General features: G+C 57.1%; 20 protein-coding genes and 1 tRNA gene. 8 read left to right on the top strand and 13 right to left on the bottom strand.

Annotated features, from left to right (window positions below):
* The first annotated feature begins 129 nt into the window (after window positions 1-129).
* Window positions 130-1434: an adenylate/guanylate cyclase domain-containing protein gene (locus TH3_RS12815; RefSeq protein WP_007090420.1), complete on the top strand. Its 1305-nt coding sequence runs from the start codon at window positions 130-132 to the stop codon at window positions 1432-1434.
* Window positions 1435-1458: 24 nt separating this feature from the next.
* Here the strand turns inward: TH3_RS12815 and TH3_RS12810 are convergent, their stop codons facing one another.
* The 12 genes from TH3_RS12810 to TH3_RS12750 form a co-directional block, all read right to left on the bottom strand.
* The gene (locus TH3_RS12810) at window positions 1459-2025 is read right to left on the bottom strand and encodes a hypothetical protein (protein WP_007090419.1); all 567 of its coding nucleotides are present in this window, start codon (window positions 2023-2025) and stop codon (window positions 1459-1461) included.
* An 89-nt stretch (window positions 2026-2114) separates the two neighbouring features.
* The gene (locus TH3_RS12805) at window positions 2115-2372 is read right to left on the bottom strand and encodes a RebB family R body protein (protein WP_007090418.1); all 258 of its coding nucleotides are present in this window, start codon (window positions 2370-2372) and stop codon (window positions 2115-2117) included.
* A 59-nt stretch (window positions 2373-2431) separates the two neighbouring features.
* Window positions 2432-2755, bottom strand: a complete 324-nt coding sequence (locus TH3_RS12800) for a RebB family R body protein (RefSeq protein WP_037990938.1) — start codon at window positions 2753-2755, stop codon at window positions 2432-2434.
* A gap of 93 nt (window positions 2756-2848) precedes the next feature.
* Window positions 2849-3073 (bottom strand): RebB family R body protein, encoded by a 225-nt coding sequence (locus TH3_RS12795; RefSeq protein ID WP_007090416.1) that lies wholly within the window; start codon window positions 3071-3073, stop codon window positions 2849-2851.
* A 235-nt stretch (window positions 3074-3308) separates the two neighbouring features.
* A complete protein-coding gene (locus tag TH3_RS12785; protein ID WP_007090415.1) occupies window positions 3309-3554 on the bottom strand; it encodes a RebB family R body protein in 246 nt (81 codons plus the stop codon).
* Window positions 3555-3565: 11 nt separating this feature from the next.
* Window positions 3566-3865, bottom strand: coding sequence for a RebB family R body protein (locus tag TH3_RS12780; RefSeq protein WP_007090414.1), 300 nt, complete (start codon window positions 3863-3865; stop codon window positions 3566-3568).
* A gap of 126 nt (window positions 3866-3991) precedes the next feature.
* Window positions 3992-4327, bottom strand: a complete 336-nt coding sequence (locus tag TH3_RS12775) for a RebB family R body protein (RefSeq protein WP_007090413.1) — start codon at window positions 4325-4327, stop codon at window positions 3992-3994.
* Window positions 4328-4529: 202 nt separating this feature from the next.
* Window positions 4530-4853 (bottom strand): RebB family R body protein, encoded by a 324-nt coding sequence (locus tag TH3_RS12770; protein WP_007090412.1) that lies wholly within the window; start codon window positions 4851-4853, stop codon window positions 4530-4532.
* 231 nt (window positions 4854-5084) lie between these two features.
* Complete coding sequence (locus tag TH3_RS22425; RefSeq protein WP_007090411.1) at window positions 5085-6299, bottom strand: RNA polymerase sigma factor; 1215 nt, start codon at window positions 6297-6299, stop codon at window positions 5085-5087.
* Between the two features lie 259 nt (window positions 6300-6558).
* Entirely contained in the window at window positions 6559-7200 is a 642-nt protein-coding gene (locus tag TH3_RS12760; protein WP_007090410.1) for a RodZ family helix-turn-helix domain-containing protein, read from the bottom strand.
* On the bottom strand, window positions 7200-8966 hold the full coding sequence (locus TH3_RS12755; RefSeq protein WP_007090409.1) for a hypothetical protein: 1767 nt from the start codon (window positions 8964-8966) through the stop codon (window positions 7200-7202). Before TH3_RS12755 ends, TH3_RS12760 begins: the two co-directional genes overlap by 1 nt.
* 197 nt (window positions 8967-9163) lie before the next feature.
* Window positions 9164-9239, bottom strand: a tRNA-Thr gene (locus tag TH3_RS12750).
* Between the two features lie 220 nt (window positions 9240-9459).
* On the opposite strand from TH3_RS12750, the gene TH3_RS12745 reads away from it, so the two are divergent.
* Window positions 9460-10254, top strand: coding sequence for a class II glutamine amidotransferase (locus TH3_RS12745; RefSeq protein WP_007090408.1), 795 nt, complete (start codon window positions 9460-9462; stop codon window positions 10252-10254).
* 2 nt (window positions 10255-10256) lie between these two features.
* On the opposite strand, the gene TH3_RS12740 is transcribed toward TH3_RS12745, so the two are convergent.
* A complete protein-coding gene (locus tag TH3_RS12740) occupies window positions 10257-11030 on the bottom strand; it encodes a DeoR/GlpR family DNA-binding transcription regulator (protein ID WP_007090407.1) in 774 nt (257 codons plus the stop codon).
* 228 nt (window positions 11031-11258) lie between these two features.
* Here TH3_RS12740 and TH3_RS12735 point away from each other — a divergent pair, with 228 nt between their 5' ends.
* From TH3_RS12735 to TH3_RS12710, 6 genes are read left to right on the top strand one after another with little or no spacing between them, the layout of a single operon-like run.
* Window positions 11259-12242 (top strand): ABC transporter substrate-binding protein, encoded by a 984-nt coding sequence (locus TH3_RS12735; protein WP_040060939.1) that lies wholly within the window; start codon window positions 11259-11261, stop codon window positions 12240-12242.
* Window positions 12242-13978: an ABC transporter permease gene (locus tag TH3_RS12730; RefSeq protein ID WP_007090405.1), complete on the top strand. Its 1737-nt coding sequence runs from the start codon at window positions 12242-12244 to the stop codon at window positions 13976-13978. Before TH3_RS12735 ends, TH3_RS12730 begins: the two co-directional genes overlap by 1 nt.
* The gene (locus tag TH3_RS12725; protein WP_007090404.1) at window positions 13966-15042 is read left to right on the top strand and encodes an ABC transporter ATP-binding protein; all 1077 of its coding nucleotides are present in this window, start codon (window positions 13966-13968) and stop codon (window positions 15040-15042) included. The genes TH3_RS12730 and TH3_RS12725 overlap by 13 nt, the downstream gene beginning before the upstream one ends.
* Window positions 15042-16130, top strand: a complete 1089-nt coding sequence (locus tag TH3_RS12720; RefSeq protein WP_007090403.1) for an MBL fold metallo-hydrolase — start codon at window positions 15042-15044, stop codon at window positions 16128-16130. Before TH3_RS12725 ends, TH3_RS12720 begins: the two co-directional genes overlap by 1 nt.
* 17 nt (window positions 16131-16147) lie before the next feature.
* Window positions 16148-16738: a histidine phosphatase family protein gene (locus tag TH3_RS12715; RefSeq protein WP_007090402.1), complete on the top strand. Its 591-nt coding sequence runs from the start codon at window positions 16148-16150 to the stop codon at window positions 16736-16738.
* Entirely contained in the window at window positions 16735-17226 is a 492-nt protein-coding gene (locus tag TH3_RS12710) for a phosphatase domain-containing protein (RefSeq protein ID WP_007090401.1), read from the top strand. Before TH3_RS12715 ends, TH3_RS12710 begins: the two co-directional genes overlap by 4 nt.
* Window positions 17227-17247 lie beyond the last annotated feature (21 nt).

The following is a 17247-nucleotide window of genomic DNA, read 5'->3' as shown; positions in this document are numbered from 1 at the left end:
GAAATTTGTCAGGAATAATATCGGTAAGTGCAGTTTTTGTGATTTTGCGATTGCGAAATCACAAGCCTGTCCCATTTATGCGATGTCATATTCATGTCATAGTCGCTTAAGAATCGGACGGAGCCCATCATGCCGGAAAACACGAAGTCCAACAACAATGTCACGTCGCTGCCGGGTACGAACAGTGCCCTGTCTGGCGGTGGCTTTGTGCGGGCGGTCAATGACTGGCTGATGGAGCGCGCACTCGACGATACCGATATTGATGCGATTGTCGAAGGCATGGTGTCGCGGCTTGTTGCCGCGGGCATTCCGATCGAACGTGTCATGGTTGGTTTCAAGACCCTGCATCCGCTTTATGAAGGCGTTTCCTATATCTGGTCCAAGGATGAGGGCCGGGTTGAACGGTCGCTGCATCTTGATGTACGCGAAAAGAACCCCGACTGGCTTGATAGCCCGATGAAGTGGATGTCCGATAACGATGTCACCTTCATGCGTCGCCATCTGATCGGGCCGGGGGCGATCCTTGATTTCAATGTTTTGCAGACTTTCCGCAAATCCGGCGGCACGGATTATCTGGCGCTGATGACGCCCTTTACCACGGACCGCGACAGCACGCTGGGTACGAACCGTATCTTCATGACCTATATGACGCGTCGGCCCAGCGGTTTTACCGACGAGGATCTGGCAATCCTGTCATCGATCCAGCGCCGTTTTGCCGTGTCGTGCAAAATGCGCATCATGCACGAAGAAACCAAGACGATCCTTGAAACCTATCTGGGTTCGGATGCCGGGCATCGGGTGCGCGACGGGCAGATCAAGCTGGGCGACAGTACCAAGACGCGGGCAGTGATCTGGTTTTCCGATATGCGCAATTCGACATCGGTTGCCGCCAGTGTCGGGGATGATGCTTTTCTAGGTGAAATGAATGATTTCTTTGCCGCGACGGCCGGTGCGGTCCTGAAGCATGGCGGGCAGGTCTTGCGCTATATCGGGGATGCGACATTGGCGATTTTCCCGATCCGCGAGGATGAGCAGGATCTGGAACAGGCCTGTACGGCTGCGGTTTACGCAGCAGCCGAGGCGCAGCTTAATATCGATCAGCTTAACCGCCAGCGCGAAGAAACCGGATTGCCGGCCTTTGATTACGGGCTTGGCATGCATGTTGGTGATGTGATTTACGGCAATGTCGGCGTGCCTGACCGGGTCGATTTTACCGTGATCGGGCAGGCGGCCAACGAAGCCGCCCGGATCGAACAGTTGACCAAGCAGCTTGGCAAACGGGTTCTGGTCAGTCATCAGGTGGCGAAGTTCATTTCCTGTCCGACGGAAGAAATGGGTGCCTTCGAGCTTCATGGCACGGGTCTGAGCCTGAAACTGTTTGCGCCGGACTTTACCGAAGCGTGCGAGCGTATCCAGTTGATGCAGGCGGGGTGATCCCGCCTGGCGATCATCAGGCCATTAGGCCATACTGTCGAAATCCTTGACCACACCGCTTGATGCCGTGCCGACATTGGTAAATGTTTGCTGGGCATCGGTGACGGCCTGTGTTGCCGCCTTGATGATATCGGCATAGGGATCGGTTGTTTTTTCCACCAGCATCTTTTGCAGCGCGACACCGGTTGTGGCAGACGCCATCGACATGATGTTGCGCATGTAATCGGTGCTGTCCTGTACGGCGTAGGCGGCGGCCTGCGCGACCTTCTGATAGGCGATCCCGTTGGCGCCCGGACCGGCCCCGTTCAGTACGGCGTGATTGGTGGTGCCGACGGCCTGAACGATTTGCGGGTTAAGGGCGGTGCTGAGCGGTGTGTTGTTTGCGCCTCCTCCTCCTCCGCCAGCAGCGCCACCATTCGCGGGCGGAGTGTCGCCGCTGGCAGCTTTGCCGCCACCAGCGCCACCCTGGGCATCGGCCGCAGGGGAGGTTTTGTCTCCGGCTTTTTCGGGATCGGCGGCACCCTGTTCATCGGCGGGATTTCCACCAGCGGGCGGGGTGTCCTTTGGGGGATTTTCGTTTTCGTCAGCCATGACGGGCCTCATCGCGTTAACAGGTCGGTTTCAGGAGCTTGGCGCAAAGTTGCCGGACGTTTAAGGCGTGGGAAATCATGTTGGCGGCGTCAGGATTTGCCGCCGCCACCCATGCCGCCACCGGAGCTGTCGAGAATCATTTTGCACGCACTGGAGGTTACGGCATTGCCGATCTGTTGCAGTCCGCCCTGGGTTTGCATGGCGTTCTGCATCGATAGACTGATGGAATGTGCCATCGTCTGATACACGAGCCCCATTGCCTGTGCCGGAGCCTCGCCCAGAACCTTGACGTTGGTCTGCGTGACCGCGTCCGTAATCTGGGAATTTACCGGGGTGTTGTCTGCCATGTCACGCCCTCACTGAAATTTCCGGATAACACGCACGGCGCGTGACATCCGAATGCTGCCTACCGGCGAGTTGCTGCCAAAATGACCAAAAGGGTCAGAAGTGTGTTGCTGTTGTCGGATCGCGACAGCTTGGTTGTTGCCTGCGCGCCGGCCATTGTATTGACCGAGTAAAGCTGCATCACACCCATATTGGTCGCGGCCTGCGAGCACATCGAGGCCTGTTGCTGGGCCTGGATAGCGTTCTGGAACAGGATGGATGTCGAATGCGCGGCACTTTGATAGATCATGCCCATGGCATTCGCCGGGGCCGAGCCGAGAACGCTGACCGATGTCTGGGTCACCGCATCTGTGATCTGACCGTTCACTGGGGTTGGAATAGCCATTTCTTCCTCCGATTTGGCGGTCACGATGACCGTACCCGTTTTGACGCAGATGATTGATCTTTGTGACAAAAATCCTGAATGATGACCTTTTTATCAACCCGCCTGGGCTGTGATCATGGCCACCAGTTTTGAGGTTGCGGTATTGGCGACCTGTTGCATGTTTCCCTGCGTCAGGGTGGCGTTTTCCATGGCCAGGCCTGTTGAATGGGAATGCGATTGCAGGGCGATCGATACCGCCTGTGCCGGGCTTTCGCCCAGCACCTTGACGTTGGTCTGAGTCACGGCATCGGTGATTTGCGGATTGACGATATCGCTCATGACGTCATGCCTTTGTCTTGAAGGTTTGTCTGCAGGTCGGGTCAGAACCGACGGAGCCGGTTAAAGTGCCGTTATTGTCCGGCCTGTCTCTGTCTTTCGTATTCGTCCTGCTGGCGTTTAAGTTCGTCGTCGGTCAGTTCGATATTGCTGTTCGGGTCTTCCGGTATTTTGGGGGCGGGAGGCGGTGCGCTCTTGATGTCGGGGGGGCGCTTTGCTGTCCCATTATTATCCCCCCTTAGGACTTTGGGCCTTTGTCCCCGATCGCCAGCGTATTGCGGGCGCATTCCATGGTGGTCGCCAGACTGGCGACGGCAAGCTGTTGCTGTTCATTGACCATGTTTGCAAACAGCACACCCTGTGCCTGGGCCTGCGACAGGTAAGTCTGCATGGTTCCCATGGCGGGTGCGGAGCCGATGACGGTGGTATTGGTCTGTGTCACGCCATCGGTGATCTGTTCGTCGACTTCGCGCGGGTTGCTCATCGTTTTGATCCTTATCGGTTAGGACGCGACATCATCTGTTCGATGCTTTTGGTCAGGGTGGCCATGCCGGTCATGGATAGTTGCCGCTGACCGGAAACCATGTTGGCCATCAAAACACCCTGTGCCTGTGATTGAGCCAGTATGGATTGCAGGGTGGCATAGGCCGGGCCGACACCAAGGGTGCCAACATTTACCAGACTGACAGCGTCACTGATCTGATGGGATACCTGATCCTGCAAATTTTCCACCGCGTCTGCGACGGAGGTTGCGTCGGAATTGTTGTCGGACGGGTCGGTATTTGCCGGTGCCATCGAGGTCTCCTTGGCTGGCGCGTGAACTACATCGCAATGACGGTGAGGATCGGAATTTGTGACACAAAAAAAGCCCGGCAAGCTTTTGCATGCCGGGCCGGTTCGGGCGGCGAAACCAATGAAGGTTTACGACACTGCGGTGCCGGTGGTTGCCTTCAGGGCGGACAGCAATGCAAGCATGTTGTCCGGAACGTCGCTGGTTGCGATTTTCTGCGTTGCCACGGCGCCTGCCATGGTGTCGACGGAATAGACCTGAATGACGCCCTGGTTGGTTGCAGCCTGCGACGAGATGCCGACCTGCTGCTGGTTGCTGACGGCGTTTTCGTAAAGAATGCCGTGGGAATGTGCCAGCGACTGAAACAGCGAGCCCATGGCCATGGCCGGTGCATCGCCCAGTACTTTGACATTGGCCTGGGTCACTGCATCGGTAATCATGCCATTGACCGGGGTATTATCAGCCATAATCTGTCTCCTGGTTGCCTGGATAAATATGCCGGAAACCGGCCCGTTCCGCGTGGTGCGCGGCGATCAGTCATTTGACGGTGAGGATATGCCTTTGTGACGTCAAACCGTCAAAAACTGCGGGCGGAATTGCCGGGAAACGATATTGGGCGGCCGGTCGGAAAACGGGCCGCCCAATCGGGGAGGTCTTGGAGGACGGGGCTTAGCTTTTGACGGCCTGAAGGGTGGTCAGAAGCGAAAGCATGTTGTCGGGGACGTCGCTCTGGGCAATTTTCGAGGTCGCGACGGCATCGGCCATGGTGTCGATCGAATAGATCTGGATGACACCCTGGTTGGTTGCCGCCTGAGAAGAAATGCCAAGCTGCTGCTGGGCGCTGACGGCATTTTCATAGAGAATGCCCGTGGAATGGGCCAGTGACTGGAAGATCGAGCCCATAGCCATGGCCGGGGCATCACCGAGCACCTTGACGTTTGCCTGGGTGACGGCATCGGTGATTTGACCGTTTACCGGGGTCGGAATCGCCATTTCAAAACTCCTTCGTATGCTGCTTGCGGTGGAAATCCTGACGGGGTTTCTCCGTCCCGAATTCACCCTATCGACGCTGGCAATTCGGGGTTGTGACAGGACGGATGATTTTTTTTTGCCAGCAAGGGGATTTCTGTAAGTCTTTTGCGGGCCGGATCTTTTTCAAGCCCGGCGTTGAGACGGGCAGAATGGCATTTGTCATTCTGCCCGTTAAACAGGTTTCACGTGCGGTTACTGGATGCCTGCGCCACGCAGATGATCGCGGGCAAGCTGAACGCGTTTACGCACGGCACAATTGCTTAGTCCGAGATTGACAGCGATATCGTCGTAGCTGCGGTCTTCTACGCATCGCATCAGAAGCGGCTTGCGCAGTTTTTCAGGAAGGGCGCGTAAGGCGCGTTCAAGATGGTCGAACATTTCGGTCGCAAGGAAGGATTCCTCGGGGCTGGGTTCGTTGCGACCGGAAATCGGCGGCAGGGCGGCATCCGCGGTGCCGTGGTTTTCTTCCTTGTATTCCGCCTTTCGGCGGTTTTGCCGATGCAGATCAATGCAGGCATTGTGCACGATCCGTGACAGCCAGGCGCGGTGATTACGGATTTCGTCCATTGAATCCTCGAACTTTACCGATGCCTTTAGCATGGCTTCGGACAGTGCATCCTGCGCGTCATCCATATTGCCAGACATCAGTTTCAGGCATTGCTTGAGAAGGCTGTCCTGTTGATCCATCCAGAGCGGCCAGAAATTTGGCGCGGCCGGTTCCATACCGGGAAGGTCGGAATCATCGAGGGGATCGGATTGCCATGCTCGTGGATGGGGGGCGTGTGTTGGCGGGGTGCCAAGGGGCTGGCAAGGAGCCGGTTGTTCGAAACCGAGATTGCCCAGCAGCGACATCGCATCCTGCAGGGATCGTTGCATCTGGTCGATCTGATTGCCGGTGTTGCCCGATCCTCGCGAGCCGGGCATTCCCGGCATTCCCTGCAACCCGGCCAGCCCGGCAAGACTGCCAGGATTGCCAAGACTACCGGCGATGATATCGGTTGGGCTTGGGCCGTTTGACGATGGTTCCAGTCCCGGAAATCCGGCCAATGGATTGAAATTCGCCGGATAACCACGCGGCACGGCAGAGGTTTCTGGCCCGGTTTGCGGGGGGGCTGTGTGGGCTGCTGCTGTTCCTTGCTGTGCTTCTGGCGGTGCCTCTGGCGTGGTGGGTGAGGCTGACGAATTGTTTTCAAAGTTACTACTTTTACGAGAATCAGTATTCAATGCGGCAAGGTAGTCCGCAGCCAGTCTGGCGCGCTGTTCATCTTTGAGGTGCGACCAGATTGATGTGACATTGTCGCCTGTCCCCAATGCCTTTTCCAAGGCATCGTCTAGGGATTGGGCAAACGTGATTTCGTTTTCCGATAGTTCTGTCTGTCCCTGTTCGGTATTCTTTTCGTACTGCACTTCGGACCCCTCCTCAGAAAGATTACAACCAAAGGCTGTTTAGGTCTCTCGCGACTATTATGACGGCGCGCAGTCTTAATTGTGAAGAAAAAGAAAAATACCATTTAAGGTTGCGCAATTCTTGGCTGGGAAAGTCGCAGATGACACCCTTTAACCTTCTGTTTTAAAAGATATTTTCCAGATTTCTCGCCTAGGTCGTGGCCCACGTCCTGCGGGATCGAGTTGCAGGTTGGACTTGCAACCTTTGGCAAAAGCCGAATCATCCATCCGCCGGTGGGGCGGCGTTTGGTGGATTTTCGGAACCGGCATTGGCAGTTTGTGGTGCTGTGGGCCGGGTGTTTTCCGAAGGGGCGGTTTCCGGAGAAGGTGTAGGTTGGGGAGGTGCTGCGGCGTTTGGGTTTTGCGCGTTGCTTTGCGGCGTGGCGGGAATATTTGGTTGAGACGTTTGTGGGGCAATGCCGGTTTCGCTTCCGGCAGGCTGGGCGGCCGCGGGTTTTGCATCGGAAGGTGCATTTGATGCCACAGGCGGAATTGACTGTGCGATTGCCTGTTCGACCTGTCCCGCCAGATGGTTCATGCGCATGTCAATTTCCGCGACGATGATGCGGCGCAATTCATTGGCGATTTCGATCATGACCATTGCGCCCGGCTCGATCGGGGTTGATGGCGCGTTGTTGGTGCCCGGTGCATTCGGGGCGGTTGCGACGGCTTTTGTGCTTTGGCTTGATTGTGCGTGGCTTCCCGCGGCGAGTTTCTGGTTCAAAACTTGCGCACGCGCACGGTCCGCGGCATTCGCCATGGCTTTCATGGTGGCCTGATATTCCTGATTGAAGGCCTTTTTTACCGCATCCTTTTTACTGCTTGCCGTTTCGACGCCGGGAAAGTTCGGGCCGCTTGTCATCAGGAGGCTCCCTTGTCCGGTTTTCCGGGACTGTTGGCGGCGGTAGTGCCGGTATCGCCGTTATTGCTGTCAGCATCGGGGGGGCTGTTGGTGTTGTCAGTGATGGCGGCTTTGCCTTTTACCGATGCTGGCTTCGCCGGGGCTGATTTGGCGATATTTGTGCCTTTGTCCGGTTTGTCGGTCTGGGTTGCGTCGGTGGTGCTGTCGTTACCGGACGGTGCGGGCAGCACAAACCCATAGGCGGCAAGCTCGTCATCGTCCGGGGTATCGGTGATGCTGATCAGGCTGGTTTGCAGGCTGGATGTTGCATTGGCGATCATGCTTTCGGCGCGGCATTCGGTATCCTGGCCCGGATCGATGCAGCCGAGCATCGCGGTCGGGGTCGAGATTTTGTGATCGCCGCGCAGTTGTGCGGTGACCGAAAAGCCCGACGCAGCCCCGCGCAGGATCAGCGCGACAAGGGTTGCGCCCGATTTACCGTCGTTGGGGGCGATGACCTGCATGCGAAGCGATAGGCTGGTTTCGGTCGTGAGGGGGACGTCACCCTGCAAGATCGGGCTGGGCAAAGCACCTGTATATTGCAGTTGAACCGGGATCGAGGTCGGGATGCTGGTGATGGCCGATGTGATGCGCAGGGTGGCGATGAACGGATCCTGCGTGCTGTCAATCGTACCGAGTTGCTGATCCATGCCAAGGCTTGCCGGAGCAACGGGTTCGGCAGCGTCCGGGATCGAAGTGCCGGAGTTGTCCGTACTGACGCCGCCCGCTGCCAGTGTTGCCGCGGCCATGTGCCATTCGCTGGACGGTAATCCACCGATGATGCTGGCCCGTGTCAGAGACGGCAGGGTTGCCGGGATATCAAGTGCCAGCCGGGCGGTGTTGATATCTTGTGGTCCTACCGATAGCGCCCATTGCTGGATATCAGCCGGGGTTTCGGCGGCATCAAGCCGTGCGGTGACAATGGCATCCGTGTCGCTGCCGGTAGGGCCGGGGTTGGGCAATTGATCAAGTGTGATCGACCAGTCCGGCGTCTGGGCATTTTGGGCATTGCCGGATAGCTCGGGCAGAAGCGGGCGATAAAGATCGCCATACGTCACGCTGCCTTCGAGCCGTGTCACACGGCCGTCATCACGGATCAGGTCAACGCGATAGGATTGCGGGCCTGTGGGACCGGACATGCCGGATGTCGGGCGGCTTGGCGTGGTTACGGTATCGTCGTGATCCTGAAAGCGGGGGGGGACTTCTTCGTCGGTGAGATCGTCGTCCCGGTCGTCTCCGCTGTCGGGGGTGTCGGCAGCGGTAGGGGGGGAGCCGGTAGATGATGTTTCCGGTGCCGCGTTTTGCGGGGCCTGAGCCTGAGCCGGAGCCGGTACGGTCGCGCCCGCCGTTGTGGTCAGGTTGCCGTATTCGTCGTAGCTGTAAGATGACAGTGGCGGGACCGCCTGTATCGGCTGGCCAAGGGCTTGTTCGATTTTCTGCATGGCATATTCGATCAGATTCTGGCCTTGCAGTGGTGTATGGCCCGATAGCCCATCGAGCGGCCCCGGATTGTTGCCGCCGGTCGCGCCACTGGACGGATCGGGGATCGGGGAGGCCGATGACGGGCGGGGAATGACGGCGTCAAGACCCCATTCCTTTGCCGTGTCGAAACCCAGCACATGGGCCCACGGCCAGTTATCGATGGTCGGGCTTTTGGGGCCGTTGGTGGCGGCGGGATTGCTTCCGCCATTTTCGGTGCTGTTGGGCTGTTGGTCTTTGTCGGTCATGCTGACAATCCCCTGGTTGCACTTGCGAAACGCTGCGGAGGGTGCACGCCTGCGCCGAACCGGATTTCACAAGGATTGCGACGGTTCACATGTCAAAAGGACGGGGAGCACCGGAGGTTGTGACAAAAAACGTCAAATCGCGTCCGTGGAAAGGCAACAAAAAACCCCGCAGGGCTGTTCGCCCGACGGGGTTATAGTGGTGCTGATGATAGGATTTGAACCTACGACCTACGCATTACGAATGCGCCGCTCTACCAGCTGAGCTACATCAGCACGATTCATTTTGTGGCGCGGAAAATACGGATAATCCCCCCGGTTGGCAAGTGCTTTATTCTTCTTTTTATTATCCATCCCCAACTGTATCGGACAGATTGCGCAAGGCCGCCGGAAGATCGACCAAAACCATAAATATCACATTGACCGTTATGTAGTTCCCCGGCATAGATAACGCGTCGCGCCGCTTCATGCCGTAACGTCAATCAAGGGAAGTCATATGTGCCGCTGGCTGAGCTATATCGGAGATCCGGTTTATCTTGAAAAACTGGTGTTCGAGCCGCGCCATTCCCTTGTTGAACAAAGCCTGCATGCCGAACAGGCCAAAACGCCGACCAATGGCGACGGGTTTGGCATCGGCTGGTATGACGAGCGCAAGACGCCCGGTCTTTATCGTGAAATCCTTCCGGCTTGGAATGATCCAAACCTGCGGTCGCTTGCCCATCATATCCGATCAGGCATGTTTTTCGCCCATGTTCGGGCATCGACGGGGACCGAAACCAGCCGCACCAACTGCCATCCGTTTGCCCATGACAATTACCTGTTCATGCATAACGGCCAGATCGGGGATTATCCGTTGGTGCGGCGCGTGCTGGAAGCGATGATCGATGATGAATTTTACGCCACCCGCCATGGTACGACCGATAGTGAGCTTATTTTCTGTCTGATGCTGACATTTGGTTTGCGCACCGATCCGCATCGCGCGATCCGCAAAACCATCGAAGTTGTCGAACGTGAAATGAACGAACGCGGCGCAACTGCGCCCTTCCGTTTCACCGCCTGCCTGTCAAATGGCGAAAGCGTTTGTGCCATCCGCCATGCCAGCGATGACAAGCCGCCATCACTTTACTGGCGCAAGCGTGGGGATCATGTGATTGTCGTGTCCGAACCGCTGGATGCCGAAAGCGATAGCTGGATCGCGGTGGCACCCAACCATACCCTGCATGTTTGCCGTGATTTGAATATCTGCGAAGAACCGACACTTTCGGCGACCGGGTGCAAGGGCGCAGCGTAATCCTAGTTCGCGACGATCACCTGTGATCGGCCCCGAACCAGTTGCTGTTGCAAAATATCGCCCGGTGCGGTGTTAAGCATTACGGTTTTGAAATCCGATGCATGACCATCGCGGCACAGGGCCTTGCGACCGACCTTTTTTTCATCGACCAATAGGATCGCGTGATCGCAGCAGGCGACAAGGGCGCGACGTGCGCGGACTTCGTCCATGTTGAAATCCATCAGGTCCCCGGTTTCCGACATCCCCCCGACACTGACAATCCCGAAATCGGCGCGGTAAGAGCCAAAGAATTCCGCACTGTCAGCCCCGATGATATCAAGATCGCGGGTGCGGATGGTCCCGCCCGCAAGGCGTAACGTGACACTGGGCGCGTTTTGTAATGTCAGTACCACATGGATATTGTTGGTCAGCACCGTCAGATTGCGGTGTGAGGCCAGGCTTTGGGCGGCCAGTTCGGCGGTGGTGCCGGTGCCAATCGCGATGGTGCAGCCTTCGGGGATGATATCGGCGAGTTTGGCGGCAAGGGCGCGTTTGCCGCTGCGGTTCCAGACTTCGCGTTTTTCATAGGCCGAGTTATCCGGATCGGGCGCCGGACCGGCAAGGCCATGGCGGCGGAAGATGCGCCCCTGTTCCTGTAAATCGCGCAGATCGGTCCGGATTGTCTGGACCGAGACGTTAAAGCGGCGTGCCAGTTCTTCGACCGCCATGAAGCCGCAGGATTTGACAAGGGCGACAATCCGGTCGCGGCGGCGGTCAAGTGGCACGGGATCGGACATTGGTTTCCTTTGATATTCTTTCGTTCGAAAGCATGTGTTTCGCGATGTCACGGAGTATAGACAGGCTTGGTTGTGTCTGAAAAGCCCGGTACGCTTGTTGAAACATTTAATTCTTTGCTTTGTCACACAACTGAAATCGAAATCCATATAGCGTCCCCGTCGGATTGTTTTCGAACGAAACCTTCGGGGTGGCCGCAAAGGTACGCCCCACGCAATCAAGGGATGTGGATGATGCGTAACGTTCTTCTTGCTGCCGTGGCTTCTGCTGCGATGATGCTGCCGGTTGTTGGTCAGGCCGCCGAAAAACTGGTTCTTTATACCAGCCAGCCAAATCAGGATGCCCAGACCACCGTTGATGCCTTTAAGGCGGCATACCCCGATATCGAAGTCGAATGGGTGCGTGATGGCACCACCAAGCTGATGGCAAAGCTGCGTGCCGAGATCGCCGCTGGCGATCCGCGCCCGGATGTTTTGCTGATTGCCGATACCGTGACACTGGAAGGCATGAAAGGCGAAGGCCTGTTGCAGGCGTATAAATCGCCCGAAGCATCGGCCTATGAAGCCGCCCTTTATGATGCAGACGGCTATTACTACTCGACCAAGCTGATCACGACCGGCATTGTTTACAATACCGGTGTTGAGAAAGCCCCGAAAAGCTGGAAAGACCTTTCTGATCCGGCGATGAAAAATCAGGTCGTGATGCCAAGCCCGCTTTATTCCGGTGCGGCCCTTATTCACCTGTCGACCCTGACCGAGAACAAGGAACTGGGCTGGGATTACTATCAGGCACTGGCCGCGAACGAAGCGCGCGCACAGGGTGGTAATGGCGGCGTGTTCAAGGCCGTTGCATCGGGCGAAAAGCCGTATGGCGTGGTTGTTGACTTCCTTGCGATCCGTGGCAAGGCCGAAGGTTCGCCGGTTGATTTCGTCTTCCCGACCGAAGGTGTCACCTATGTGACCGAGCCGGTTGCGATCATGAAAGACGCCAAAAACGTCGATGCGGCGCACAAGTTTGTTGATTTCGTTCTGTCGAACAAGGGCCAGGAACTGGTTCTGGATATGGGGTATGTCCCGGCACGCGGCGACATGGCACTTCCGGAAGGTTTCCCGGCACGCAGTGACATCAAACTGATGGATTTCAATCCGGCAGTGGCACTGGAACAGGCAGAAGCGAACAAGAAAAAGTTCGCGGACATTTTCGGGGCTGAATAATGCAGGCTGCAAGTCGCCTTCGCGGCTTCATGCCCGGCTTTGCAAGCCCGACGGTTGGCAACCGGTCTTCGGACCGGTTGCTGCCGTGGCTTTTGGTGCCGGTGTTCGTGATTTCGATTTTACCGATTGCGCGCCTTGCGATTGAGGGCGTGTTTGTCGGTGGTGTGCCCAGTACGGATTATATCCGCGATGTTCTGGGCAGTTCGACGACGTGGCGGGCGGCCGCCAACAGTCTTTATACCGCAGGGCTTGGCACGATTATCTCGCTTTTGATCGGGGGGGCGTTTGCCTTTCTGGTCGCCCTGACCGATATCCGCGCCAAGGCGGTTCTGGTTTTCTGTTTCATGATCCCGATGATGATCCCGCCGCAGATCACGGCGTTGGCGTGGGTACAACTGACCGGGCCGAGCAGTGCGCTTTTGAATGCGCTGGGTATGGCACCCCCGATGGGATCGCCCCAGCCGTTTTATTCGGCCGAGGGGATTGCACTTTTGCTGGGTATTCAGCATGCATCAATCGTGTTTTTGACCCTTCGGGCCAATTTGCGCATGCTGCCGCGCGAACAGATCGAAGCCGCCCGTTTGGCGGGTGCGCGTGGCGGTCGTTTGTGGTGGCAGATCATTTTGCCACTGACCAGTCCCGGTCTGATCGCCGGGACGGCGATGGCGTTTGTCACGGCCCTTGGCAATTTCGGGATACCGGCAATGCTGGGGATACCGGCCAATTATTCGACATTACCGACCCTGATTTATCAGAAGCTGGCCGGATTTGGCCCGTCGGTTCTGGGCGAGGTTTCGGTGCTGGCGATGCTGATCGGGATGATTGCGATTTTGGGTGTGGCGGTGCATCACCGGTTACTGGGCAAGCGTGACTATCGTCTTATGGGGATGGTGGGGCGGCCACTTGATATCCGGTTGGGCGCACGCAGGACATTGGTTGAAGCGGTGCTTTGGGCGGTTTTGATGGCCATTCTGGTGATCCCGTTGATGGCGTTGGTTGCGACCGCACTGGTCCCGGCATTTGGTGTTAAGCTGAGCCTTGCCAATTACAGTTTTGATGCGTTTTACGAAGTCCTGTTTGTTCAGCCATCGACCATCCGGGCGTTCCATAACAGTTTCATGTTGTCGGTCGGGGCGGCGGTGACGCTGGTCGCGATCTGTTTGCCGCTGGCCTATGTGATTGTAAGGCGGCCGACCCGGTTGACCCATATGGTCAATCTTCTGGTCGAGGTGCCCTATGCCTTGCCCGGTGTGGTTCTGGCGATTGCCTGCATTCTTCTGTTCATCCGCATTCCGGTAATCGATGTCAGTTTGTATGGCACGCTTGCGATCATTTTTGTTGCCTATCTGGCACGGTTTCTGGTGATTGCGCTGCGCCCGGTGATGAACAGTTTTTCCCAGCTTGATCCGGCATTGGAAGAGGCGGCACAGGCGTGCGGTGCAGGACTTGGTCGCCGGTTACGCGATATTCTGCTGCCATTGGCGGCACCGTCGGCAGCGGCTGGGGCGTTGCTGGTGTTTTTGACGGCGTTTAACGAATTGACGGTTTCGGCCCTTCTGTGGTCGGCCGGAAACGAGACGCTGGGCGTTTTGATTTTCAATCTGGATGACAGTGGCGATACCGTTCTGGCCTCGGCCGTGGCGGTATTGGTTGTGCTGGTTGTTATTGCGTTGATGACCGGTTTCCAACTGGCATCACGTCGTTTGCCCAAGGGAGTTGTACCATGGCAGACATAAATCTTTCGCGGATTACCAAATCTTTTGGCGATTACCGCGCGGTCAATCAGGTATCGCTTGATATCCATGATGGCGAATTTGTTGCCCTTTTGGGGCCGTCGGGTTGTGGCAAGACGACGTTGCTGCGTCTTCTGGCCGGTTTCGAGGAACCCGATCAGGGCGTCATAGCCTTGGGCGGGCAGGCAGTTGCCGATCCGGTCAACGGGGTGATGATCAATCCAGAGGCACGCAACCTTGGCATCGTGTTTCAGTCCTATGCGCTTTGGCCGCATATGTCGGTGGCGCGCAATGTCGGTTATCCGTTGAAGGTGCGCGGGCTTGGCCGGGCGGAATGTGAGGCGAAAATTGCCGAGGCATTGTCGATTGTCGCCCTTGAACCTTATGCCGACCGCAGCCCGACGGAACTTTCGGGTGGGCAGCGCCAGCGGGTGGCACTGGCGCGATGTCTGGTGATGGAGCCGCGGGCGGTGTTGCTGGACGAACCGCTTGCAAACCTTGATGTGCATCTGCGCGAAACCATGCAGCAGGCGTTTCTGGATTTCCATCGCCGGACCGGGGCGACAATGATTTACGTCACCCACGATCAGGCCGAAGCCATGGCCATGGCCGACCGGATTGCGGTGATGGACAAGGGCCACATTCGTCAGATGGCGGCCCCGGAAACCCTTTACCGTGAACCGGCCGATCATATGGTCGCGGGCTTTGTCGGGGCCGGGGCGGTGTTGCCGATTGGTGACGTATCCATGCGGGGTGCCGGGCGGTGTTCTGTTCGGTTGGGCGATGCGGCGATCCATGCGCGGATTTGCCAGAAGGCGGCCAGCAATATGAACGAACTTGGTTTGTGTTTGCGGCCAGAGGATGTCTGGGTCGACGAGGCCGGAACATTGCGCGGTTCGGTTGAGGATTGCGTTTATCTGGGCGGTCGGTTCCGTCTTCAGGTGCGGGTCGGTGCCGACCAGGTTTTACCGGTTTATGCGACGAAACGCGCACGGATCGGCGAAACCGTCGGATTGGTGATTTCCGATGGCTGGGTGTTTAACCGATCAGAAGGTGAGGCCGCCTGATGTCTGCCCGGATGCGTGTTTTATCAGGCCTTGGTGAAAAAGGCCCGGCCTGTTTGCGGTTGGAATTCTTTAATCGGCGCTGGTTGCTGGATTGCGGGGTCGGCCCGGAAAATGACAGCGGTTTTGATCCGGCATGGTTGAACAAAGTTAACGCCGTTTTCATTACCCACGACCATGTCGATCATATCGGTGCCGCGGCGGAGGTGATAGCAGCCGGTTTACCGATTTACTGTACCGAGGTCACGGCGCGATCCCTGCCTGCAGGGGCGAATGTGATCATCCTGCCGCCCTATGGGGAAATCCAGGTTGACGGTGTGACCGTCACCACCGGGCGGACCGGGCATGCCTTTGGTGGGGTGTGGCTGCATTTCGAACTGGGCGGCGGGGTTCTTTACACCGGTGATTTCTGCAAGGAGTCTCATTACTTCCTTTATGACACACCACCGGATGCTGCGACGGTTTTGATGGATGCGTCCTATGGTATGGAACGCCTGACACAACAGGTGCGGATCGACGGGCTTTTGACCAAGATGTCCAAACTTGACGGCCAAATCCTGTTCCCCGTACCGCCGAGCGGACGGGCAGCTGAAATGGCATTGCTGTTTGAAAAGCACGGCATGACCGATTGGTCGATGGATGCGCGGTGCTATGGCCGGGTCAAACAGGTCCTGGGGGATGGCGGATCGGATTATGTATCGTTTGATGCGATAAAAAAGCTGCGCGGGCTTAAGGACAAGGCGCGTGATTTCAATCCGGATGCCAGATTGCTTTTGTGTCACGCGCCGTGCGGCACATATGGCATGGCGGGCGAACTGATTGAAAAATGGGGGCAGAACGGACGGCTGGGCCGCGATGCGCATGTAATCTTTACCGGTTTCATGCCAGCCGAGGCGCGCCGCATGGTCGAAAAGGGGCATGCGCATTTCCGGCGCTGGAACGTGCATCCGTTGTTTGATGATGTGGTCGCGATGGCCAATGATTGCCACGCGATGCAGATCGTGCCGCTGTTTAATGGCCGTCCCGAGGACTTTAGCCTTGTCGATGGCTTTGACGGGCGGTTACAGCTTTCGGATCGGTTTTATCTGTAAATGGGCAATGACCAGACATGATTTATCCTGCAAAGACGTTCGATTTTCCGAAAGTGCCGTTTGTGTTTATCCGGCACGGGGAAACCGATGCCAACAAGGCCGAAATCATCGCCGGGTCAAGCGAGCCGCCATTGAACAATGCCGGTCGCGAACAGGCGCGTGCGATTGCGCCATTGATGGCGATGGGCAAATGGCAGGCGGTTTATGTCAGCCCGCAGGACAGGGCCCGCAAAACAGCCGAGCTGGTTTTGCCCGATTATGATTTGCATATTCTTGACGGGTTGCGCGAACGCCATTGGGGTGACCTTGAAGGCCGCCCGATTGCCGAGGCTGGATCACGGTTCGATACCCCGCCCAATGGCGAAGGGTTCGATGCGATGTGTCAGCGGGTATCGTTTGCCATGCAAACCGCCCTGGCCGAGGTAAGCGACCGTTTGACCGTGGTGGTTGCCCATTCCGGTGTCGGGCGTTGCATTCTTTATATGACCGGTTTTGATGCCGAAGGTCCGCGTATTGCCAATGCAACGCCGATTCTGTTCCGCCCGGTCGGAACGGGATGGGAATATAAAAATTTGACCGAAGATCTGATCAGGGAGATTTCCGCGTGAGCCATCCAGAAACCATAATATCCGGTTCGATCAGTAACCCGCGTGATGCGGTGGTGTTCGATATGGATGGCACGCTGGCCTATTTCGATGCCGACGAATTGGGGCATCTGGTGCATGGGGTGGAAAAGCATTGGGATGCGTTTTTCGATGCAATGGATAAAGCCGCCCCGATTGCCGATATCGAACGGCTTTTGCGCGTTTTGCACCAATCCGGGCAGGCGATTGTGATTTGTTCGGGCCGCCCGGCCGGGTGGCAGCACCGGTCCGAAGCATGGCTTCGGGCACATGGCATTCCGTTTGATGGCATGTATCTGCGCCCGGAAGATGCCGATCACCGCACGGACGAGGAAGTCAAAGAAGACCTTCTGGCACAAATCCGTGCCGACGGCTTCAACCCGTGGCTGGTAGTCGATGACCGCAAGCGCGTGGTGGACAAATGGCGCGATATGGGGTTGACCTGCCTGCAATGTGCGCCGGGGGATTTTTAAGGCCTTGATAGAGAAAGACCG

Source organism: Thalassospira xiamenensis M-5 = DSM 17429 (assembly GCF_000300235.2).
GTDB lineage: Bacteria > Pseudomonadota > Alphaproteobacteria > Rhodospirillales > Thalassospiraceae > Thalassospira > Thalassospira xiamenensis.
The sequence above is the reverse complement of the archived record's forward strand: the minus strand, read 5'-3'. Positions and strand labels throughout refer to the sequence as shown.